Here is a 19,679-nt window from a genome sequence, read left to right as displayed (position 1 = left end):
CGAGCGGTTCGGCGGCGAGCGCGTGCTGCGCCGGTGCGGCTCGGTACTGACGAGCCAGTCGGTCGGGCCGAAGCTGGAGTGGCTGCGGGAGCGTGAGCCGCAGACGTACGCCGCCACCCGCCGCTGGTACATGGCGAGTTCGTGGCTGGTCCACCGGCTGACGGCGTCCGGCGGCCGTCCGGGCGCCTACGTCCTCGACCACCACTCGGCGAGCCAGTCGACGCCGCTCTACGACCTCCGGGTCTCCGCGTGGATCGGCGACTGGTGCGAGGAGGTCGCGCCGGGGCTCCGGTGGCCCGAACTCGTCCACCCCGCGGACGTCGTGGGCAGGGTGAGCGAGGACGCGGCAGCGGCGACGGGCCTGCCGGCCGGTACCCCCGTGGCCGCGGGGACCGTCGACGCCTGGGCGGAGTCCGCCGCCGTCGGCGCCACGGGCACGGGCGATCTGATGCTGATGTACGGCACGACGATGTTCCTCGTGAACACCGTCGCCGAGCTGGTGCCCGACCGCCGGCTGTGGTCGACGGCCGGCGTGCTCCCCGGCACGTACTGCCTCGCCGGCGGCATGGCCACCTCGGGCGCCGTCACCGGCTGGCTCCGGGACCTGACGGGCGCCGGATACGCGGAACTCACCTCCGAGGCGGCCGAGTTGCCGCCCGGTGCGGACGGTCTGCTGATGCTCCCGTACTTCGCGGGCGAGCGGACCCCGCTCTTCGACCCGGACGCGCGCGGCGTCGTCGCAGGGCTGACGCTCCGCCACGGTCGGGCCCACCTCTACCGGGCGGCGCTGGAGGGGACGGCCTTCGGCGTCCGGCACAACCTGGAGGCGATGGCGGAGGCCGGCGGCGACCTGCGCCGGCTCGTCGCCGTCGGCGGGGGAGCGCGCGAGCTGTGGACGCGGATCGTCTCCGACGTGACGCGCCGTCCGCAGCAGTTGCCGCGGCACACCATCGGCGCCGCCTACGGGGACGCCTTCCTCGCGGCCCTCGCCACCGGCCTCGCCGCGCCCGAAGAGATCGCGCGGTGGAACCCCGTCGAGGAGACGGTGGAGCCGGAGCCGGAGCGCGCCCGGGGCTACGAGGAGCTCTACGCGCACTACCGCGCCCTCTACCCGGCGACGCGCGAAACGGTCCACGCGCTCGCGGCCCGTCAACGCGCGGACGCCGGGTGAGGCAGCGTCAGTGGGCGCTGCCGGAGAGTTGGAGCCCCATGACGCCGAGGATCACCAGCGTGATCGAGACGAGCTTGAGCGCGGAGACGACGTCGCCGAGGAAGAACATGCCGTAGATCGCGGTGCCGGCGGCGCCGATCCCCGTCCAGACCGCGTAGGCGGGGCCGACGTCGAGGCGCTTGAGGGCGAGGGTGAGGAGGCCGAAGCTGCCGAGGGCGAAGGCGCAGAAGGCGATGGTCGGCCACAGCCGGGTGAAGCCGTGCGAGAGCTTGAGGCAGACCGCGAAGCCCGTCTCCAGTAGTCCGGCGACGATCACCAGCAGCCATGCCATGTGGTTTCCTCCCGTTGTTCCCCCGGAGTCCGCCGTGCGGTCGGGCACGCTTCGACTGCGTCCGTGTGATTATGCACAGCCCCGGTGTGGCTGCGCCGTCAATCTCCTTCGCGCCGTACGCGTGTGGCGAGGAGTCTGCGGAGCGACGCCAGGCGGGCCGGGTCTGCGTGGCCTTCGGCGACCCAGCGGTCGAGGGCGCAGCCGGGTTCGTCGTGGCTGCATGCGCGGGGGCACCCGGCGGTGCCGGGTTCCAGGTCGGGGAAGGCGTGGATGACGCGGTCCGGGTCGACGTGGTGGAGGCCGAAGGAGCGCACGCCAGGGGTGTCGATCACCCAGCCCGCGGCGCCGGGTCCCGCGCCCTCGGGGCCCGGTAGCGGGAGCGCCAAGGCGGAGGTGGTGGTGTGCCTGCCGCGTCCCGTGACGGCGTTGACGTGACCCGTCGTGCGCTGCCGCTCCGGTACGAGCGCATTGACGAGCGTTGTCTTGCCGACTCCGCTGTGCCCGACGAGGACCGTCGTCCGCCCCTCGAAGAGCGCGCGCAGCTCTTCCGCCGCCGAGCCGTCCTCGTACCCCTCGCGGCCGGTGACGACGTGTTCCAGGCCGAGCGGCGCGTATGTCGTGAGGAGCGGCTCGGCGGGTGCGAGGTCGGACTTGGTGAGCACGAGCATCGCCTGGAGCCCTCCGTCGAACGCGGCGACGAGGCAGCGGTCGACGAGCCGGGGGCGCGGCTCGGGTTCTGCGAGCGCGGTGACGATCGCCAACTGGTCGGCGTTGGCGACGATGACGCGTTCGTAGGGGTCGTTGTCGTCGGCGGTGCGGCGCAGCACCGAGGTGCGCTCCTCGACGCGGACGACCCGCGCGAGCGTGTCCTTGGCGCCGCTGAGGTCCCCGACCACCGCGACCCGGTCGCCGACGGCGACGCTCTTGCGCCCCAGCTCGCGGGCCTTCATCGCGGTGACGGTGCGGTCCTGCACGAGGCATGTGATCCGGCCCCGGTCGACGGTGAGGACGAAGCCCTCGGCGGCGTCCTCGTGCTTGGGCCTGGTGTGGGTGCGGGGGCGGGTGCCTTTGCGGTGGGGGCGGACGCGGATGTCGTCCTCGTCGGTGTGCTTGCTGTAGCGGCGCATCGCGGGCCCTATGCGCCCTCGGAGGGTTCGCTGCCGAGCATCCCGGCCCACAGGGCGGGGAAGTCGGGGAGGGTCTTGCCCGTGGTGGCGATGTTCTCCACCTCGACGCCCTCCACGGCGAGGCCGAGGATCGCGCCGGCCGTCGCGAGGCGGTGGTCGTCGTAGGTGTGGAAGACGCCTGCGTGGAGCGGGCGGGGGCGGATACGGAGGCCGTCGGCCGTCTCCGAGACGTCGCAGCCGAGGGCGCCGAGCTCCTTGGTGAGGGCGGCGAGGCGGTCGGTCTCGTGGAGCCGGAGGTGGCCGACGCCGCGCAGCACCGATTCGCCGTCGGCGAGCGCCGCCAACGCGGCGATGCCGGGCGTGAGTTCGCCGACCTCGCTGAGGTCGGCGTCGATCCCGTGGATGCGGCCGCCGCCCGTGACGGTGAGGCCGCGCTCGTCGAGCCGGCAGGCGGCGCCCATCTCGGTGAGCAGCTCGCGCAGGACGTCGCCGGGCTGGGAGGTGTGCCGGGGCCAGTCGGGGACGGTGACGGTGCCGCCGGTGACGAGAGCCGCGGCGAGGAAGGGCTGCGCGTTGGAGAGGTCGGGCTCGACGGTGAGGTCGCGGCCGAGCAGGGCGCCCGAGGTGACGCGCCAGACGTCGGCCTCGCCGCCGTCCTCCGGCGCGTCGACCTGGGCGCCGGCGGCGCGGAGCATCTCGACCGTCATCCGGATGTGCGGCATCGAGGGCACGCCGCCCTCGCCGGTGTGCCGTACCTCGACGCCCTGGTTGAACCGCGGTGCGGAGAGCAGCAGGGCGCTGACGAACTGGCTGGAGGAGGAGGCGTCGATGGAGACGCGGCCGCCGTCGAGCGAGCCGTTGCCGTGGACGGTCAGGGGGAGCGCGTTCCGGCCGCCGTCCTCGATGCGGGCGCCGAGTGCGCGGAGGCCGGCGAGGACGCCGTGGAGCGGGCGTTCGTAGGAGCGCGGGTCGCCGTCGAAGCGGACGTCGCCCTCGGCGAGCGCGGCGAGCGGGGGGAGGAAGCGCATCACCGTGCCGGCGTTGCCGACGTCGACGGTGGCGGGGCCCTGGAGCGCGGTGGGGATGATCCGCCACGCCTCGCCCGCGGCGCGTGGACCGGGGGAGCCGGGCGTGGCCGCCGAGTTGGAGGAAACCGTCTCCTCGATCTCGACGCCGAGCGCCCGGAGCGCCGCGACCATCAGCAGGGTGTCCCGGGAGCGCAGCGGCCGGCGCAGCCAGCCCGGTTCGGAGGCGAGCGCGGCGAGGACGAGTCCGCGGTTGGTGACCGACTTCGATCCGGGCACGGTGACGGTTGCCTCGACGGGGCCGCGCGCGAGGGGCGCGGGCCACAGGGTGTCGGCGGCGTTCTCCGGAGGGCGGGTGTGGTCGGCCATGTACGTCACTGTAGTGGCTCGGACCGGGCGCTCGCCCGGCTGCGCCGTCCGCCTGTGCAGGTCGGTGCGGGCGCTCAGCTCTGGAAGAGCTCCCAGCCGCGCCAGTCGACGAGCCACTGGGCGCCGCCGAGCAGGCAGCAGACGGCGACGGCGAAGAAGAGGAAGACCCACACCGCGGCCGGAACCCGTGTGAGGCGCGCCAGTTGGTCGGCGTCGGAGTCGGGGGCCTGACCGTGGCGACGCTTGGACTGGAGCTCGAAGACCGGGCGGAGACCGCCGAAAAGAAGGAACCAGACGACGGCGTACGCGAATCCGGCCTGTACATCGGAGTCGGCGAGCCAGGAGACGAGGAGGAAGGCCGCGCCCGCGACGAGGACGGTGAGCACCCCGTAGGCGTTCCTGATCATGACGAGCATGGCGACGAGCAGCGCGGTGGCTCCCCACAGCAGCGCCGTGATGTGACCGCTGCCGAGGAGCGCGGCGCCGCCGAGCCCCAGGAGGGAGGGTGCCGTGTAGCCGGCCGCCGCGGTGAGGACCATCCCGGCGCCTGTCGGTCGGCCGCGGGAGACGGTGAGCCCCGAGGTGTCGGAGTGGAGGCGGATGCCGTCGAGCCGTCGGCCGGAGAGGAGCGCGACGAGTCCGTGGCCGCCCTCGTGGGCGATGGTCACCGCGTTCCGGGCTATGGGCCAGATCCGCGGCGGCACCACGGCGAGCAGTGCGACGGCGGCCATCGCGAGGACGAGCCACTGGTCGGGGTCGGGCTGTCCGCCGACGACCCGGTCCCATACATCGGTGATGCTCGCATTGTCCATGCTGTCCCTCCCCGGACCCTCAGGTCCCGCTTGCGTTGCCGAGCCCTGCGCCGCCGGAGGTGGGGAACCGCTTCGACGTGCGGGGGCACCGTGGCAGTCTGGCACCCATGTGCGGAAGGTACGCAGCCAGTAGGGCGCCGGAGGACCTCGTCGGGCTCTTCGACGTGGAGCGGTGGGAGCCGAGCGAGACGCTGGCACCGGATTGGAACGTCGCGCCGACGAAGCCCGTCCACGCGGTGCTCGAGCGTGCGCTCAAGGGGGAGGAGGCGGACGGTTCGGGGCGGCCCGTGCGGCAGTTGCGGACCTTGACGTGGGGGCTCGTGCCGAGCTGGGCGAAGTCCCCCGACCTCGGTGTGAAAATGATCAACGCCCGGGCCGAGACGGTCCACGAGAAGCCCGCCTACCGCCGCGCCTTCACCGCACGGCGGTGCCTCCTGCCGGCCGACGGCTACTACGAGTGGGAACAGCGCCCGGCGTCCGAGGGCGAGGAGGCGCCGAAGGGCGGGAAGCGGGCGAAGAAGCAGCCGTACTTCGTCACGCCTGCCGACGGTTCCGTGCTGGCGATGGCCGGCCTCTACGAGTTCTGGCGCGACCCGACGCTCCCGCCCGATCATCCGCAGGCCTGGCGGGTGACGTCCGCCGTGCTCACCACGGCGGCCGAGACCGCGCCGTTCGCGGGCGCCGACGGCGGTGCGGGGCCGCGGTCGCTCGCCGACATCCATCCGCGGATGCCGCTCGCGCTCCCCGCCGACCGCTGGGACGCCTGGCTCGACCCCGCGCACACCGAGGAGGAGTCGCTCCGCGGTCTCCTCGCGCCGCCGCCTGAGGGAAGGATGCGTGCGTACCCCGTCTCGATGCGGGTCAGCAACGCGCGCAACAACGGACCCGATCTCGTGACGGAGGCCGAGGCGGCGGGCGGCGCCGAGCAGCCGCAGCCCGAGGGCACCCTGTTCTGACCTGAACCCCCGGCCGGCCGCCGCCACTTGCCCGTCCCCGGCACGGCAGGATGCGGATCATGGACACAGAGACGATCGAGACCTCGGCGGGTACGGCCCGCGTCACCTGGCACCCCGCCGAGGACCCGCGGACCGTCCTCGCCCTCGGCCACGGAGCCGGCGGCGGCATCGAGGCGCGCGACCTCGCGGCGCTCGCCGGCGCGCTTCCGCATGCCGGCGTGACGGTGGCGCTCGTCGAGCAGCCGTGGCGGGTGGCGGGCAAGAAGGTCGCTCCCGCTCCGAAGACGCTCGACGCCGGCTGGCGCGAGGTGTGGCCGGCGCTCCTCGCGGCCGGGGTCCCGGTGGTTGCCGGTGGGCGCAGCGCGGGGGCGCGGGTCGCCTGCCGTACGGCGGGGGAGCTCGGTGCCGAGGCGGTGGTGGCGCTCTCGTTCCCGCTCCATCCGCCGGGGAAGCCGGCGAAGTCCCGCGCGGACGAGCTGCTGGGCGCGGGGGTGCCGGTGCTCGTGGTGCAGGGGGAGCGCGATCCGTTCGGGAGGCCCGAGGAGTTCCCGCGGCTCCCCGAAGGATGGGAACTCGTCGGGGTGCCCGGTGGCGACCACGGGTTCGCCGTGCCGAAGCGCGCAGGGACGACGCAGGAGGAGGCGCTGGCGGTGCTCACCGACGCGGTGGCGGGATGGGCGGAACGCCTGGGGAGTTGAGCCCTCACGTGTGCGCCCGTGCTGCTCGGGGAGGCGGGGGGTGCGGAGGTGCCGAGGTCCCAACGCGCCCCGCGGCCGCGGGAATGCACCGTGCGGCCCTGCTGTTGTGCGGGGTGTAGGTGCCGTGAGAGGGCCTATGCGTGACCGTCCGCGCACACCCTGTCGAGCAGCAGTATCACGAGAAGGAGCCGCCCGTATGGGTTCTGTCGCTTGCCCGGAGCGTCCTCAGGCCGCTGACCTGGACTGGGCAACGCTGGCGCTGTCCGGTGACTCGAAGGTTCGAGCGGCGGGCACCGCGGATCGTCGTCTATTCTCCGATTCGGGCGGGCCTGCGATCGGGTTCGCCGCAGTTCCGGAGAAGGAGGTGGGTCCGGTCGCGCGCACCGAGGACGGCTCAGACGCAGAGCAGGAGACGGAGGAGGAGCGGAGCGCTCGTTTCGAGCGTGATGCGCTCGCCTTCCTGGACCAGATGTATTCGGCGGCCCTGCGGATGACGCGGAACCCGGCCGACGCGGAGGATCTGGTGCAGGAGACGTACGCGAAGGCGTACGCGTCCTTCCACCAGTTCCGGCGGGGCACCAACCTCAAGGCCTGGCTGTACCGGATTCTCACCAACACCTTCATCAACAACTACCGCAAGAAGCAGCGCGAACCCCAGCGGAGTGCCGCCGAGGAGATCGAGGACTGGCAGCTCGCGCGCGCCGAGTCGCACATGTCGACGGGGCTGCGCTCCGCCGAGGCGCAGGCGCTCGACCACCTCCCCGACTCGGACGTGAAGCGCGCGCTCCAGGAGATCCCCGAGGAGTTCCGGATCGCGGTCTACCTCGCCGACGTCGAGGGCTTTGCGTACAAGGAGATCGCGGACATCATGGGGACACCCATCGGGACGGTGATGTCCCGGCTTCACCGCGGTCGTCGTCAGCTGCGCGGCATGCTGGAGGACTACGCGCGCGAGCGCGGGCTCGTACCGGCGGGTGCCGTGTCCGACGGGTCGCGCGAGGGGAAAGGCTCAGGCTCATGAGTTGCGGAGAGCCGCATGAGACGGAGTGCTCGGAGGTGCTCGACCACCTCTACGAGTACCTGGATCAGGAGATGCCCGACCGGGACCGCGCCAAGTTCCGGGAACACTTCGACGAGTGCTCGCCCTGCTTCGAGAAGTACGGCCTGGAGCAGGAGGTCAAGAAGCTCGTCCGCCGCTGCTGCGGCCACGACGAGGTCCCCGCCGACCTCCGCGCCAAGGTGATGGGCCGGATCGAGGTGATCCGTTCCGGGCAGCAGTCCGGCTCGGCGGAGCGCTGCCCGGACACCCAGGCTTCCGGAGAGGGTGCCGCTCCGGCGTCCGGGGAGGGTGCCGCGGAGAAGGACACGTCCGAGAGCCCGAAGGCCGGCCGGCTCGCCGAGTGAGCCCTGGGCGGTGAACGCCCTTGTGCGCGGCGGCGGCTCGGCCGGTCGCCTCCAAACTCCCCTGCGGTGCGGCTCGTTCGGGCGCGCTTCGTTGCGGCCCGCCGCCCTGCACTGTCAAGCCCCCTTGTGGGGCAGCGCGTTGACGCTGCCGTGCGCCGCGCGCGTTGTCCGTCCACCCGTTCCCCACGGCCCGAACCGGCCGTTCCCGCGCGGCGCTTGGGGCCCGGCGCCCGAGCCTGCGAGCCGTCTTCGCACAGCCGCACGCACACGCTGCGTACCTGCCCCTGCGCGGCGCGCACGCCCGCTGCCTGCGCCGCCGGACGGATACGTACGGCGGAGTGGACGCGTACCGCCCGTCCGCGGCTACCTGGGGTGACGACACTCACCGAAGGTTCACGAGAAGAACCCCAACTCCCTTGAGATTCCCGGCCGGATGGCGGGTAGGCACTCACTGGCGGCGCTTCGGCCGAGGCGCCGGACGCACTCCCGAGCAGGCCGCCCGACGCTCGAGTAGTGCGCGCGCACCCGGGCGGGCATGGTTGGATGCGAAACGGGAAACCCGCGTACCGCGCACGGCCGTCCACGCGGGCGGTGACGGCGAGGACGCAGACCGCGAAGTGCGGCGCAGACAGCCCAGCAGCCAAGCGACAGGCGGGAATCAGGCGGGACACTGTGAGGATCTTCGGCAAGGTGCGGCATCGGCCCTCCGCCTCGTGGCGGCAGGCCACCGACCGCGCGTTCACGCTCATCGGGGACGGGCGCTACGAGGACGCCGGCGCCCTGCTCTCCCGTGCGGCCGATCTCGAACCGTGGCTCTCCGAGTCCTGGTTCAACCTCGCCCTGCTGCACAAGTTCCGGCACGACTGGGAGCAGGCGCGCTCCGCCGGGCTCCGCGCCGTCGCGCTCCTGGAGCGCGAGGAGGGCGCCCCCGACTGGTGGAACGTCGGCATCGCGGCGACCGCGCTCCAGGACTGGCCCCTCGCAAGGCGCGCATGGCAGGCGTACGGGCTGCGCGTTCCCGGTGAGACGCACGGCAGCGGCGCGGCCGTCGAGCCGCGGGACATGCAGTTGGGCAGCGCCGCCGTGCGCCTCTCGCCCGAGGGCGAGGCGGAGGTCGTCTGGGGCCGGCGGATCGACCCGGCGCGCGTCGAGGTGCAGAGCGTCCCGCTGCCCTCGTCGGGCCGGCGCTGGGGTGAGGTCGTCCTCCACGACGGGGTGCCGCACGGCGAGCGCACCACGTCGGCGGGCCCGCGCTATCCGGTCTTCGACGAGATCGAACTCTGGGCCCCCTCGCCCGTGCCCACCTGGGTCGTGATGCTGGAGGCCGCCTCCGAGGCCGACCGGGACGCGCTGGAGCGGCTCGCCGCCGAGGCCGGGTTCGCGGCCGAGGACTGGTCCTCGTCGGTCCGCCTCCTCTGCCGCTCGTGCTCGGAGAGCGCGATGCCCGCCGACGAGGGCGACGGCGCTCCCCAGGCCGACCCGCACGACCACAGCTCGCCGGGCCACCCGGGGCCCCTCGGCCACATGACGCCGGGCGGCCCCGGAGAGATGTGGGTGCCCGAGCGCGAGTGCGGCCTCGCGGCTCCGCCCGGGCTCGTGCGCGGACTCCTCGACGGCTGGGTCGCGGACAGCCCGGACACCCGCGAGTGGCGCGATCTGGAAGAGGTCTGCTGAGCCTTCGCGTGCCGCCCCGTACCCTGTACGGCGACAGATCTGTGTGAGGAAGGCTTACGGCGGCATGGCGCAGCAGCAGGGTACGAGGTCCGGTTCCGTCTCCGTGGAAGGCGGAACGGAGTTCGTCGACGACACCAAGGACGCGGGGAAGCGCGAGTCCGCTCATCGCGAGCGGGGGACCGCCCGGCCGATCACCGTCGTCGGTAACCCCGTCCTCCACCGCGAGTGCAAGGACGTCACGGAGTTCGGCGGTGAACTCGCGTCGCTCGTCGACGACATGTTCGCCAGCCAGCGTGCCGCCGAGGGCGTCGGGCTCGCGGCGAACCAGGTCGGCGTCGACCTGAAGGTCTTCGTCTACGACTGCCAGGACGACGAGGGCGTGCGCCATGTCGGCGTCGTCTGCAACCCCGTGCTCGACGAACTCCCCGCCGCCCGGCGGAACCTCGACGACTCGGGCGAGGGCTGCCTCTCCGTCCCCGGCGCCTCGATGGAGCTGGCCCGTCCCGACTACGCGGTGGTCCGCGGCCAGGACGCGGAGGGGAAGCCGATCGCCGTCCGCGGCACCGGCTACTTCGCCCGCTGCCTCCAGCACGAGACCGACCACCTCTACGGCTACCTCTACATCGACCGCCTCTCCAAGCGTGAACGCAAGGACGTCCTGCGGCAGATGAACGAGTCGACGCCGCGCTACGAGACGGTCCCCAACGCCTGACACGCGGTGCCGGCGCCCCCGCCCGGGCGCCGGCACCGCGTGCGCTCAGAAGTCGTCGTCCAGGCTGACGGAGCCCTCGACGGCGACCTGGTAGGCGGAGACCCGGCGCTCGAAGAAGTTGGTGAGCTCGTCGACGTTCTGCAGCTCCATGAAGGAGAACGGGTTCTGCGCCCCGTACCGCGTGGCGAAGCCGAGCCGCGCGAGCCGCTGGTCGGCGACGGCCTCGAGGTAGGCGCGCATCGACTCGGTGTTCATGCCGGGCAGTCCGTCCCCGCAGAGGTCCTCGGCGAACTGGAGCTCGGCGGCGACCGCGTCGTCGAGCATCAGCACCACCTCCTTCTCCAGCTCCTCGTCGAAGAGTTCGGGTTCCTCCTCGCGGACGGTGTCGACGACGTCGAACGCGAAGGACATGTGCATCGACTCGTCCCTGAAGACCCAGTTGGTGCCGGTGGCGAGGCCGTGGAGCAGCCCGCGGGAGCGGAACCAGTAGACGTACGCGAAGGCGCCGTAGAAGAAGAGCCCCTCGATGCAGGCGGCGAAGCAGATGAGGTTGAGCAGGAAGCGCCGGCGGTCCTCGCGGCTCTCCAGCCGTTCGACCGGCCGGGACCCGCTGCCCTCCTCGCCTTCGAGCGCGGCCATCCACCGGAAGCAGAACTGCGCCTTCGCGCGGATCGACGGGATGTTCTCCACGGCGGCGAAGGCGCGGACGCGCTCGTCGTGGTCGGGGAGATAGGTGTCGAGCAGCGTCAGATAGAACTGGACGTGGACGGCTTCCTCGAAGAGCTGCCGTGAGAGGTAGAGGCGGGCCTCCGGCGAGTTGATGTGCTTGTAGAGCGAGAGCACGAGGTTGTTGGCGACGATCGAGTCGCCGGTGGCGAAGAACGCGACGAGCCTGCTGATCAAGTGCTGTTCGCCGGGGGAGAGTCGGGCGAGGTCCTCGAGGTCGGAGTGGAGGTCGACCTCCTCGACGGTCCAGGTGTTCTTGATGGCGTCGCGGTAGCGCTCGTAGAAGTGCGGGTAGCGCATGGGGCGCAGGGTGAGTTCGAAGCCCGGGTCGAGCAGGCTGCGTCGGCCGGTCTCCTCGCGGGCGTCGGTCGTGGCGTGGTCGGCGGTGGTGGTCACTGGCATGCCTCGCAGGTCTCGGGGTTCTCGAGAGAGCAGGTTTCGGCGGTCTGTCGGCCGGTGGCGGCGGTCTCCGCCGTCGCGCCCGCCGCGGCACGGGCGATCCGGGTGGCGGGGCGCGAGCGCAGGTAGTAGGTGGTCTTGATGCCGCGCTTCCAGGCGTACGCGTACATCGAGCTGAGCTTGCCGATCGTCGGCGAGGCCATGAAGAGGTTGAGTGAGTGGCCCTGGTCGAGGTACGGGGTGCGGGCCGCCGCCATGTCGATGAGGGCGCGCTGCGGCAGCTCCCAGGCCGTGCGGAACAGGGTGCGGAGGTCCTCGGGGAGGCCCTCCAACTCCTGGACGGAGCCGCCGGAGGAGCGCAGCGCCTCGCGTGTGTGCGCGTCCCAGAGCCCGCGCCGCTTCAGCTCTTCGACGAGGTACGTGTTGACCTGGAGGAACTCGCCGCTGAGCGTCTCGCGCTTGAAGAGGTTGCTCACCTGCGGCTCGATGCACTCGTAGACGCCGGCGATAGCGGCGATCGTCGCCGTGGGCGCGACGGCGAGGAGGAGCGAGTTCCGCATGCCGGTGCGGGCGACGCGGTCCCGCAGCGCCTGCCAACGCCCGGGCCATGCCGAGGAGTCGGCGTGCTCCGGGTAGTGGTCGGGGTGGAGGACGCCGCGCGCCGTGCGGGTCTCCTCCCAGGCGGGATGCGGGCCGTGCGCCTCGGCGAGCTCGGCCGACGTCTCGTAGGCGGCGAGCATGATCCGCTCGGCGAGGCGGGTGGAGAGCTCCCGCGCCTCGGCGGAGTCGAAGGGGAGCCGGTTGCGGAAGAGGACGTCCTGGAGCCCCATCATGCCCAGACCGACGGGACGCCAGCGGGAGTTGGAGGCCGACGCCTGTGTCGTCGGGTAGTAGTTGGTGTCGACGACGCGGTCGAGGAAGCGGACCGCGGTGCGGACGGTGGCGTCGAGGCGCTCCCAGTCGATGTCGCCTTCGGGCGTGAGGTGCGCCGCGAGGTTGACGGAGCCGAGGTTGCAGACGGCGGTCTCGTCGTCGCCCGAGACCTCGAGGATCTCCGTGCAGAGGTTGGAGGAGTGGACGACGTTGCCGGGCAGGGCCGTCTGGTTGGCGGTGCGGTTTGCGGTGTCCTTGAACGCCATCCAGCCGTTGCCGGTCTGTGCGAGGGTGCGCATCATCCGGGCGTAGAGGCCGCGCGCCGGGACGGTGCGCACCTGCCGTCCCTCGGCCTCGGCGCGGCGGTAGGCGGCGTCGAACTCCTCGCCCCACAGGTCGGTCAACTCCGGTACGTCGGCGGGCGAGAAGAGCGACCAGTCGGCGTCGGCCTCGACGCGGCGCATGAACTCGTCGGGGACCCAGTTGGCGAGGTTGAGGTTGTGGGTGCGGCGGGCGTCCTCGCCCGTGTTGTCGCGCAGTTCGAGGAACTCCTCGATGTCGGCGTGCCACGTCTCCAGGTAGACGCAGGCGGCGCCCTTGCGGCGGCCGCCCTGGTTCACCGCGGCGACCGAGGCGTCGAGCGTGCGCAGGAACGGGACGATGCCCGCCGAGCGGCCGTTGGTTCCCCGGATGAGCGAACCTCGGGCGCGGACGCGGGAGAAGGGGAGTCCGATGCCGCCGGCGTACTTCGAGAGCCGTGCGACCTGGTGGTAGCGCTCGTAGAGCGAGTCGAGCTCGTCCTTGGGGGAGTCGAGGAGATAGCACGAGGACATCTGCGGGTGCCTCGTGCCGGAGTTGAAGAGGGTGGGCGAGGAGGGCAGGTAGGCGAGGCGGCTCATCAGCGCGTACACCTCGGCGACGTCGGCTGCCGGGTCCTGGAGGCTCTCGTCCGCGAGGCCGCAGGCGACGCGGAGGAGGAAGTGCTGCGGCTGCTCGACGACTCGGCGGGTGCGGGGGTGGCGCAGCAGGTAGCGGGCGTGGAGGGTGCGGAGCCCGAAGTACTCGAACCGGTCGTCGGCGCCCTCGGCGACGGCGTCGTCGACGAGCGCGTCGAGCCGCTCGGCGTGCCGGGCCGTGAACTCGGCGGTGCGCGGGGAGACGAGGCCCTCGCGCAGGCCGACGGCGACCGAGGCGGAGAAGGAGACCGCCCCCTGCGCCGCGCTCTCCTCGCGGATCGTACGGCTCAGCAGGCGGGCCGCGAGCCGGGAGTACGCGGGGTCCTCGGCGATGAGCCCCGCCGCCGCGTCGGTCGCCAGGCCGCGGAGCTCGGCGGCGTCGGCTCGGGGGCCGCGGCTGCGGAGCGCGGCGGCGGCGACGCGGCCGGGGTCCGTGGCGGGGAGGTCGAGGGTGAGGGTGGTGAGGGTGCGCAGCAGCTCCGTGCCGGCGGTGTCCTCGGCCGCGTCCTCGCGCGGCGCGGGTGGACGCGGAGCGGCCAGCGCGGGTTCGGTTCCGGCCGTCGTCGTCATGGAGTGGCTCTCCTTGGCTCGTGGGCCTCGGAGGTCGCCACGCGCACGGGTGCCACCGCAAGCGTCCGCCGGCCCAATCCCCGAGGCCCGGTGCGTCATCGAAACTGCCGGCAGGTGACCGGACTTGCGCGCGCGGTGCCTGGGCGGCACGCGGCACGCTCACCGTTGCGGGACAGTCCCGGACTTGCACCGGGTTCCCCTGCGGCGGCAGCGGGGACGAGCATACATGTGGTGGAGGGTCTTGCTGAGCCCTGCTAGATGTTGTGCCGGATCTCCGGGCGCGGGAGGGGCAAAGCGAAGCCCCACAGCGGCACTTCGGGTACGGGACGCCAGTCGAGCGCGGGGTCCCTGGCGAAGCCGAGGCGCTCGTAGAGCCGGTGGGCCGTGCGCATCGTGGGCTGGGTGGAGAGCACCACGCGACGGAGGCCGAGGAGCCGCGCGCGCTCCACGCAGGCCCGTACGAGGGCCTCGCCCACGCCCCGTCCGCGTGCCTCGGCCGCCACCGCCAGCATCCTGAACTCCGCCTCGCCGGGCTGCGCGACCTCGGCGAAGGCGCCGCCCGCGACGGCGAAGGTGACGGTGCCGAGCGGCGGCCCCTGCGGCTCGGAGGCGACGAGCAGCTCCGCCCCGGCGGCACGCCGCGCGGCGTCGGCGAGGGTGTCGAGGTACGGGTCCCCGGCGTCGAGGAGGCCGTCCTCGCGGTAGGCGGCGGCGGTGAGTTCGCCGACGGCCGTCAGCTCGGCGTGCCCGGCCGTCCGCACGGTGATGTCCATGGAGTCCATGATGGGGCGCCCCACTGACGGGCGCGCCCTTTCCGTGCGGATCGGCGGCCGGATCACGCCGTGGGCGCGCGCTCCTCACGGTGCGAAACCGCCGGTGCGACAGGGGCGTTCGGCGGTTCGCCCGCGTCCGCCGTGTAGTCGTCCGGACGGGTCTCGTCGACGCCGTCGGGCGCCTTGACGGCACGCAGGACGACCGTGGCGACGACGGTGACCAGCACGTTGAGGGCGAACGCGGTGGTGCCGATGTACCCGATCTCACCGATCAGCGGGATCTCCGCGTTGCTCCCGCCGAAGTGCGCCTGCGTCGGGCTGGCTACGCCGTACGCGGCGAGCGTGCCGTAGACCATGCCGACGGCCCAGCCCGCGATCAGCGCCCACCGGTGGAACCAGCGGGTGAAGAGCCCGCCGACGAGCGCGGGGAAGGTCTGGAGAATCCAGATGCCGCCCAGCAGTTGGAAGTTGATCGCCACCGTCTTGTCCATGCCGAGGACGAAGACCAGCGCGCCGACCTTGACCAGCAGCGAGGCCAGCTTGGAGACCTTCGTCTCCTGCTCGGGCGTCGCGTGCGGCCGGAGGAAGTCCCGGTAGATGTTCCGGGTGAAGAGGTTCGCCGCGGCGATCGACATGATGGCGGCGGGGACGAGCGCGCCGATGCCGATCGCGGCGAAGGCGACGCCCGTGAACCAGTCGGGGAACATCGCGTCGAAGAGCTGGGGGATCGCCAACTGCCCGTTCTCGACCTCGATTCCGGCGGCGATCGCCATGAAGCCGAGCAGCGCGAGGAAGCCCAGCATCAGCGAGTAGAGCGGCAGGATCGTGGTGTTGCGGCGGATCACGTTGCGGTTCTTGCCGGAGAGCGTCGCGGTGATCGAGTGCGGGTACATGAAGAGCGCGAGCGCGGAGCCGATCGCCAGCGTCGCGTACGCCCACTGCGCGCCGGGCCCGCTCGCCAGCTCGCCCCGGGGCCCGCCCGTCGCCGGATCGGTCCGGGAGAGCGCCTCGCCGGCCTTGCTGAAGATCTCCCCGAAGCCGCCGAGCCGCATCGGTATGTAGATGATCGCCACCGCGATGACGAGGTAGATCAGCCCGTCCTTGACGAAAGCGATCAGTGCGGGCGCGCGCAGCCCCGAGGAGTAGGTGTAGGCGGCGAGTACCGCGAAGGCGAGGAGGATCGGCAGGTCCTTGACGAACCAGTGCGTCGACTCGCTCCCGCCGACGCCCATCACGTCCAGCACCGCCTGGATGCCGACGAGTTGGAGCGCGATGTACGGCATCGTCGCCAGGATGCCGGTGACGGCGACCGCCAGCGACAGGCCCCGCGAGCCGAACCGTCCGCGGACGAAGTCCGAGGTGGTGACGTACCCGTGGCGGTGCGAGACGGACCAGAGCCGCGGCAGGAAGGTGAAGATCAGCGGGTAGACGAGGATCGTGTACGGCACCGCGAAGAAGCCGGAGGCCCCGGCCGCGTAGACGGCGGCGGGAACGGCGACGAAGGTGTAGGCGGTGTAGAGGTCGCCGCCGAGCAGGAACCAGGTGATCCAGGTGCCGAAGCTCCGCCCGCCGAGGCCCCACTCGTCGAGCGACTTGCTGTTCTCCGCCTGCCGCCACTTCGCGGCACGGAACCCCATCCAGGTGACGAGGAGGAAGAAGAAGACGAAGACCGCGAGGGCGATCCCGTTGACGTCGCCGCTCATGCTCCGGCACCTCCGGCCCGCTCCTGCGCCGCAACCGCCGTGCGCCGCGCGGCGCGTGCGGCCTCCTCGCGACGCACGAGCCTGTACGCGACGGCGGTGAGCGCGGCCGAGAGCAGCACCCAGGCCATCTGGTACCAGTAGAAGAACGGCACCCCGGCGAGCGTCGGTTCGACGCGTGCGTAGAGCCCCACCCACAGGATGCCGACGAACGGCGCCAGGAGGCAGAGTCCGGCCACGACCCTGGAGGGGGTGACGACCGGTTGTCCGCCCCCGGGCTCTTCGGGTGGTACTGGCATGGGGGCTCCGTTCCCTCTCGTAACGCGCGTGCAGAACGCACGTAATTTAGAGGAGGGTTGGAAACCCGTCACCTGCCGTCCGTATAGCGGACGTCGGTGTACGGCAACGTCGTCTCCAGGGCTTTTGCCGTACACCGGCGGGTGTGTGACGCGGTGTCCGAGGGGCCGCCGCGCACGGCGGCCCCTCGGTGCTTCTGCAAACCGACGTCAGCAGCAGCGGAAGCCTTCCGTGGGGTCTGCCTCCCGTGCGTCGGTGCGCTTCCGCTCGAACTCCCGGCGCGAGGGGACGGCGGCGTGCGGATCGTGGCTGCGCAGGTGCGCGACGTACCGCTCGTAGGCGGACTCGTCGGTGAACTCGCGCGTGTACCAGCGCACCCAGCGCGCGGCCCGTCGCAGCGTGCTCATCCGCTCTCCCCGCTCTTCTCGCTTCCCTCCGGCGAGCCGGTGCCGACGGCGGCGAGCTCCTCCTTCTCCTCCTTCGTCGCGATGAGTCCGGCGGGGGCCACCAGCTTCGACTCCTCGTAGGGCGCCTCGTGGAGCGTCGTACCCGCCGGGTTGCGGACCGCCTTGATGCAGACGCGGGTGCAGTCGGCGAGGACGAGGATCACCAGTACGGCGAAGAGGGCTGCGAGGGTGCCGGTGACCGTGGAGTTGGTGACGACGGTGTGCATGTCGTCCATCGACTTCGCGGGCGCGAGGACCTCTCCCCGCTCGATCGCCGCCTGGTAGTCGGCGCGCTGCTGGAAGAAGCCGACCGCCGGGTCGCTGGAGAAGACCTTCTGCCAGCTCGCGGTGAGCGTGACCACGGTGTCCCAGGCGAGCGGAACCCCCGTGACCCAGGCCCACTTGAGCCGCCCCGACTTGATCAGCAGCGTCGTGCAGACGGCGAGCGCGACGGCGGCGAGCAGCTGGTTGGCGATGCCGAAGAGCGGGAAGAGCTGGTTGATCCCGCCGAGCGGCTCATGGACGCCGACCCAGAGGAAGTAGCCCCAGACGGCGACGATCGCGGCGGAGCAGATCCAGATACCCGGCAGCCAACTCACCCTGCGGAAGGGCTTGATGACGTTGCCGAGCATGTCCTGAAGCATGAAGCGCCCCACCCTGGTGCCCGCGTCGAGCGCGGTGAGGATGAAGAGCGCCTCGAACATGATGGCGAAGTGGTACCAGAACGCCTTCATCCCCGCGCCGCCGAACACCTGCGAGAAGATCTCCGAGACGCCGATCGCCAGCGTCGGGGCGCCGCCCGTCCGCGAGAGCAGCGAGTTCTCCTCGACGGCCTTCGCCGCGGCGGCGAGCTCCTCGGGCGAGATCGAGTAGCCGAAGTTCGCCACCGCCTCGGACGCGGCCTGTACGTTGTCGCCGATCACGCCCGCCGGCGCGTTCATCGAGAAGTAGAGGCCGGGGTCGATGATGCAGGCCGCGACCATCGCCATGATCGCGACGAAGGACTCCATCAGCATCGACCCGTAGCCGATCATCCGGATCTGCGTCTCCTTCTGCACCATCTTCGGGGTGGTGCCGGAGGAGATCAGCGCGTGGAACCCGGAGAGGGCGCCGCACGCGATCGTGATGAAGACGAAGGGGAAGAGCGAACCGGCGAAGACGGGCCCGTCGCCGACGGAGGCGAAGTCGGTGATGCCCTCCATCTTCAACGTCGGCAGCGTCACCAGGACACCGACGGCGAGGAGGCCGATCGTCCCGACTTTCATGAACGTCGAGAGGTAGTCGCGCGGTGCCAGCAGCATCCACACCGGCAGCACCGAGGCGATCACGCTGTAGACGAGAATCCAGATGACGAGCGTGCCGGGGGAGAGGGTGAAGGTGTCGGCCCACGAGGACTCGGCGACCCACCGGCCCGCGACGAGCGCGAGCAGCAGCAGCGCGATCCCGATCAGCGACACCTCGGTGACCCGCCCCGGTCGCAGCACTCGCAGGTAGAACCCCATGAAGAGCGCGATCGGGATCGTCATCCCGATGGAGAAGGTGCCCCAGGGCGACTCCGCGAGCGCTTCGACGACGACGAGCGCCAGCACCGCCAGCAGGATGATCATGATCGCGAGGACCGCGACGAGCGCCGCCGCACCCCCGACGGGGCCGATCTCCTCGCGCGCCATCTGCCCGAGCGACTTGCCGTCGCGGCGCATCGAGAAGAAGAGCGTCACCATGTCCTGGACCGCCCCGGCGAGGATCACACCGGCGACGATCCAGATCGTCCCCGGCAGGTATCCCATCTGCGCCGCGAGCACGGGCCCGACGAGCGGTCCCGCACCGGCGATCGCCGCGAAGTGGTGGCCGACGAGCACCCTGCGGTCGGTGGGGTGGAAGTCGACGCCGTTGTCGAGGCGTTCGGCGGGCGTCGCCCTGTTCTTGTCGACCTTCAGCACCTTTTTGGCGATGAAGCGCGAGTAGAAGCGGTATCCGATGGCGTACGAGCCGAGCGCGGCGGCCACCATCCAGACCGCCGACACCTCCTCGCCGCGGGCGAGCGCGAGCATGGCCCAGCCGACGGCGCCCACGAGCGCTACGGCCGTCCATATGATGACGGAACGTGGTCTTACAGAGCGCACCCGGTCGTCCTCCCGTCGGCGCGGCACCGCCCGTCGGGGCCGCGGCCGGCGGGCGGGCGCCCCCTGTCGCTGCCGGCCTCGCGGGTCGGTGGATCGGCTTGTCCGGCAAGGACCGTAGAACAGCGCGAAGATCGACGCTATACCGTGGCGCAGGGAACTTCCGCCGGTCGGCAGGGTGTTCGCTGCGCCGGCGCGGCACCGTTCAGGCGTGCGCGCCCGGTTCGGGGCCGCGGACGCCGAAGTGCGCTTCCCCCGGCGGCCGTTGCAGCATCGCCGTGAACTTGTAGCGGTCGCCCCGGTAGACCGAGCGGACCCACTCGACGGGCTCGCCCGAGGTGTCCCTGGAGTGCCGCGAGAGCATCAGCATCGGCAGCCCGACATCGGTGCCGAGGAGCGACGCCTCGCGCGGCGTCGCGAGCGAGGTCTCGATCGTCTCGGCGGCCTCGGCGAGGTGGACGCCGTAGACCTCGGCCAACGCCGTATAGAGAGAGGTGTACTTCACCAGGCTGCGCCGGAGCGCGGGGAACCGCTTCTGCG

At 72.0% G+C, this 19,679-nt stretch carries 19 protein-coding genes and 1 riboswitch; of the genes, 7 read left to right on the top strand and 12 right to left on the bottom strand.

Features of this window, described 5'->3' with window-relative positions:
* Window positions 1–1,171, top strand: a 1,171-nt coding sequence (locus UWG_RS0112340; RefSeq protein WP_016907523.1) for an FGGY-family carbohydrate kinase, incomplete at its 5' end; no start/stop codon positions are given.
* Between the two features lie 7 nt (window positions 1,172–1,178).
* Here UWG_RS0112340 and UWG_RS0112335 read toward each other — a convergent pair.
* The 4 genes from UWG_RS0112335 to UWG_RS0112320 form a co-directional block, all read right to left on the bottom strand.
* Entirely contained in the window at window positions 1,179–1,502 is a 324-nt protein-coding gene (locus tag UWG_RS0112335) for a DMT family transporter (protein ID WP_016907522.1), read from the bottom strand.
* A 98-nt stretch (window positions 1,503–1,600) separates the two neighbouring features.
* Window positions 1,601–2,629, bottom strand: coding sequence for a ribosome small subunit-dependent GTPase A (rsgA, locus tag UWG_RS0112330; protein WP_016907521.1), 1,029 nt, complete (start codon window positions 2,627–2,629; stop codon window positions 1,601–1,603).
* Between the two features lie 8 nt (window positions 2,630–2,637).
* Window positions 2,638–4,023, bottom strand: coding sequence for a 3-phosphoshikimate 1-carboxyvinyltransferase (gene aroA / locus UWG_RS0112325; RefSeq protein ID WP_050988557.1), 1,386 nt, complete (start codon window positions 4,021–4,023; stop codon window positions 2,638–2,640).
* 74 nt (window positions 4,024–4,097) lie between these two features.
* Window positions 4,098–4,835: a M50 family metallopeptidase gene (locus UWG_RS0112320; RefSeq protein WP_016907519.1), complete on the bottom strand. Its 738-nt coding sequence runs from the start codon at window positions 4,833–4,835 to the stop codon at window positions 4,098–4,100.
* Window positions 4,836–4,942: 107 nt separating this feature from the next.
* On the opposite strand from UWG_RS0112320, the gene UWG_RS0112315 reads away from it, so the two are divergent.
* The 6 genes from UWG_RS0112315 to def all read left to right on the top strand — a co-directional run bounded on the left by UWG_RS0112315 (window position 4,943) and on the right by def (window position 10,279).
* A complete protein-coding gene (locus tag UWG_RS0112315; protein WP_016907518.1) occupies window positions 4,943–5,791 on the top strand; it encodes an SOS response-associated peptidase in 849 nt (282 codons plus the stop codon).
* 59 nt (window positions 5,792–5,850) lie between these two features.
* Window positions 5,851–6,489, top strand: coding sequence for an alpha/beta hydrolase family protein (locus tag UWG_RS0112310; RefSeq protein ID WP_016907517.1), 639 nt, complete (start codon window positions 5,851–5,853; stop codon window positions 6,487–6,489).
* Window positions 6,490–6,853: 364 nt separating this feature from the next.
* The gene (locus UWG_RS0112305; RefSeq protein WP_016907516.1) at window positions 6,854–7,510 is read left to right on the top strand and encodes a sigma-70 family RNA polymerase sigma factor; all 657 of its coding nucleotides are present in this window, start codon (window positions 6,854–6,856) and stop codon (window positions 7,508–7,510) included.
* Window positions 7,507–7,893, top strand: a complete 387-nt coding sequence (rsrA, locus tag UWG_RS0112300) for a mycothiol system anti-sigma-R factor (RefSeq protein ID WP_033196099.1) — start codon at window positions 7,507–7,509, stop codon at window positions 7,891–7,893. Before UWG_RS0112305 ends, rsrA begins: the two co-directional genes overlap by 4 nt.
* A 672-nt stretch (window positions 7,894–8,565) precedes the next feature.
* The gene (locus tag UWG_RS0112295) at window positions 8,566–9,567 is read left to right on the top strand and encodes a tetratricopeptide repeat protein (protein WP_016907514.1); all 1,002 of its coding nucleotides are present in this window, start codon (window positions 8,566–8,568) and stop codon (window positions 9,565–9,567) included.
* A 64-nt stretch (window positions 9,568–9,631) separates the two neighbouring features.
* Window positions 9,632–10,279, top strand: a complete 648-nt coding sequence (gene def / locus UWG_RS0112290) for a peptide deformylase (RefSeq protein WP_016907513.1) — start codon at window positions 9,632–9,634, stop codon at window positions 10,277–10,279.
* A gap of 45 nt (window positions 10,280–10,324) precedes the next feature.
* On the opposite strand, the gene UWG_RS0112285 is transcribed toward def, so the two are convergent.
* From UWG_RS0112285 to UWG_RS0112250, 8 genes are all read right to left on the bottom strand, one after another.
* The gene (locus tag UWG_RS0112285) at window positions 10,325–11,407 is read right to left on the bottom strand and encodes a ribonucleotide-diphosphate reductase subunit beta (RefSeq protein ID WP_086022500.1); all 1,083 of its coding nucleotides are present in this window, start codon (window positions 11,405–11,407) and stop codon (window positions 10,325–10,327) included.
* On the bottom strand, window positions 11,398–13,803 hold the full coding sequence (locus UWG_RS0112280; protein WP_016907511.1) for a ribonucleoside-diphosphate reductase subunit alpha: 2,406 nt from the start codon (window positions 13,801–13,803) through the stop codon (window positions 11,398–11,400). Before UWG_RS0112280 ends, UWG_RS0112285 begins: the two co-directional genes overlap by 10 nt.
* Window positions 13,804–13,895: 92 nt before the next feature.
* A riboswitch (cobalamin riboswitch) is annotated at window positions 13,896–14,030 on the bottom strand.
* 27 nt (window positions 14,031–14,057) lie between these two features.
* A complete protein-coding gene (locus tag UWG_RS0112275) occupies window positions 14,058–14,576 on the bottom strand; it encodes a GNAT family N-acetyltransferase (RefSeq protein ID WP_029391378.1) in 519 nt (172 codons plus the stop codon).
* 62 nt (window positions 14,577–14,638) lie between these two features.
* Window positions 14,639–16,279: a monocarboxylate uptake permease MctP gene (gene mctP / locus UWG_RS0112270; protein WP_016907509.1), complete on the bottom strand. Its 1,641-nt coding sequence runs from the start codon at window positions 16,277–16,279 to the stop codon at window positions 14,639–14,641.
* Window positions 16,276–16,575: a DUF3311 domain-containing protein gene (locus tag UWG_RS29905; protein WP_033196098.1), complete on the bottom strand. Its 300-nt coding sequence runs from the start codon at window positions 16,573–16,575 to the stop codon at window positions 16,276–16,278. Before UWG_RS29905 ends, mctP begins: the two co-directional genes overlap by 4 nt.
* 207 nt (window positions 16,576–16,782) lie before the next feature.
* Window positions 16,783–16,980: a CstA-like transporter-associated (seleno)protein gene (locus tag UWG_RS0112260; protein ID WP_016907507.1), complete on the bottom strand. Its 198-nt coding sequence runs from the start codon at window positions 16,978–16,980 to the stop codon at window positions 16,783–16,785.
* Window positions 16,977–19,070 carry a carbon starvation CstA family protein gene (locus UWG_RS0112255; protein WP_237720063.1) on the bottom strand — a complete coding sequence of 698 codons (2,094 nt, stop codon included), beginning with the start codon at window positions 19,068–19,070 and terminating at the stop codon, window positions 16,977–16,979. Before UWG_RS0112255 ends, UWG_RS0112260 begins: the two co-directional genes overlap by 4 nt.
* 274 nt (window positions 19,071–19,344) lie before the next feature.
* Window positions 19,345–19,679, bottom strand: a 335-nt coding sequence (locus tag UWG_RS0112250) for a GntR family transcriptional regulator (protein ID WP_016907505.1), incomplete at its 5' end; no start/stop codon positions are given.

It is taken from the genome of Streptomyces xiaopingdaonensis, from assembly GCF_000262345.1.
GTDB classification, from domain to species: domain Bacteria; phylum Actinomycetota; class Actinomycetes; order Streptomycetales; family Streptomycetaceae; genus Streptomyces; species Streptomyces xiaopingdaonensis.
Note: the sequence above shows the minus strand (reverse complement) of the source record. Positions and strands in the feature narration are given on the sequence as shown.

Bases quoted from the DNA above. Each gene is read 5' to 3' on its own strand.
- UWG_RS29905 (WP_033196098.1), bottom strand. From the start codon at position 16,575: ATGCCAGTACCACCCGAAGAGCCCGGGGGCGGACAACCGGTCGTCACC.
- def (WP_016907513.1), top strand. From the start codon at position 9,632: ATGGCGCAGCAGCAGGGTACGAGGTCCGGTTCCGTCTCCGTGGAAGGC.
- UWG_RS0112315 (WP_016907518.1), top strand. From the start codon at position 4,943: ATGTGCGGAAGGTACGCAGCCAGTAGGGCGCCGGAGGACCTCGTCGGG.
- mctP (WP_016907509.1), bottom strand. From the start codon at position 16,279: ATGAGCGGCGACGTCAACGGGATCGCCCTCGCGGTCTTCGTCTTCTTC.
- UWG_RS0112320 (WP_016907519.1), bottom strand. From the start codon at position 4,835: ATGGACAATGCGAGCATCACCGATGTATGGGACCGGGTCGTCGGCGGA.
- aroA (WP_050988557.1), bottom strand. From the start codon at position 4,023: ATGGCCGACCACACCCGCCCTCCGGAGAACGCCGCCGACACCCTGTGG.
- UWG_RS0112285 (WP_086022500.1), bottom strand. From the start codon at position 11,407: ATGCCAGTGACCACCACCGCCGACCACGCCACGACCGACGCCCGCGAG.
- rsgA (WP_016907521.1), bottom strand. From the start codon at position 2,629: ATGCGCCGCTACAGCAAGCACACCGACGAGGACGACATCCGCGTCCGC.
- UWG_RS0112310 (WP_016907517.1), top strand. From the start codon at position 5,851: ATGGACACAGAGACGATCGAGACCTCGGCGGGTACGGCCCGCGTCACC.
- UWG_RS0112280 (WP_016907511.1), bottom strand. From the start codon at position 13,803: ATGACGACGACGGCCGGAACCGAACCCGCGCTGGCCGCTCCGCGTCCA.
- UWG_RS0112260 (WP_016907507.1), bottom strand. From the start codon at position 16,980: ATGAGCACGCTGCGACGGGCCGCGCGCTGGGTGCGCTGGTACACGCGC.
- rsrA (WP_033196099.1), top strand. From the start codon at position 7,507: ATGAGTTGCGGAGAGCCGCATGAGACGGAGTGCTCGGAGGTGCTCGAC.
- UWG_RS0112255 (WP_237720063.1), bottom strand. From the start codon at position 19,070: ATGCTCGCGCTCGCCCGCGGCGAGGAGGTGTCGGCGGTCTGGATGGTG.
- UWG_RS0112335 (WP_016907522.1), bottom strand. From the start codon at position 1,502: ATGGCATGGCTGCTGGTGATCGTCGCCGGACTACTGGAGACGGGCTTC.
- UWG_RS0112275 (WP_029391378.1), bottom strand. From the start codon at position 14,576: ATGGACATCACCGTGCGGACGGCCGGGCACGCCGAGCTGACGGCCGTC.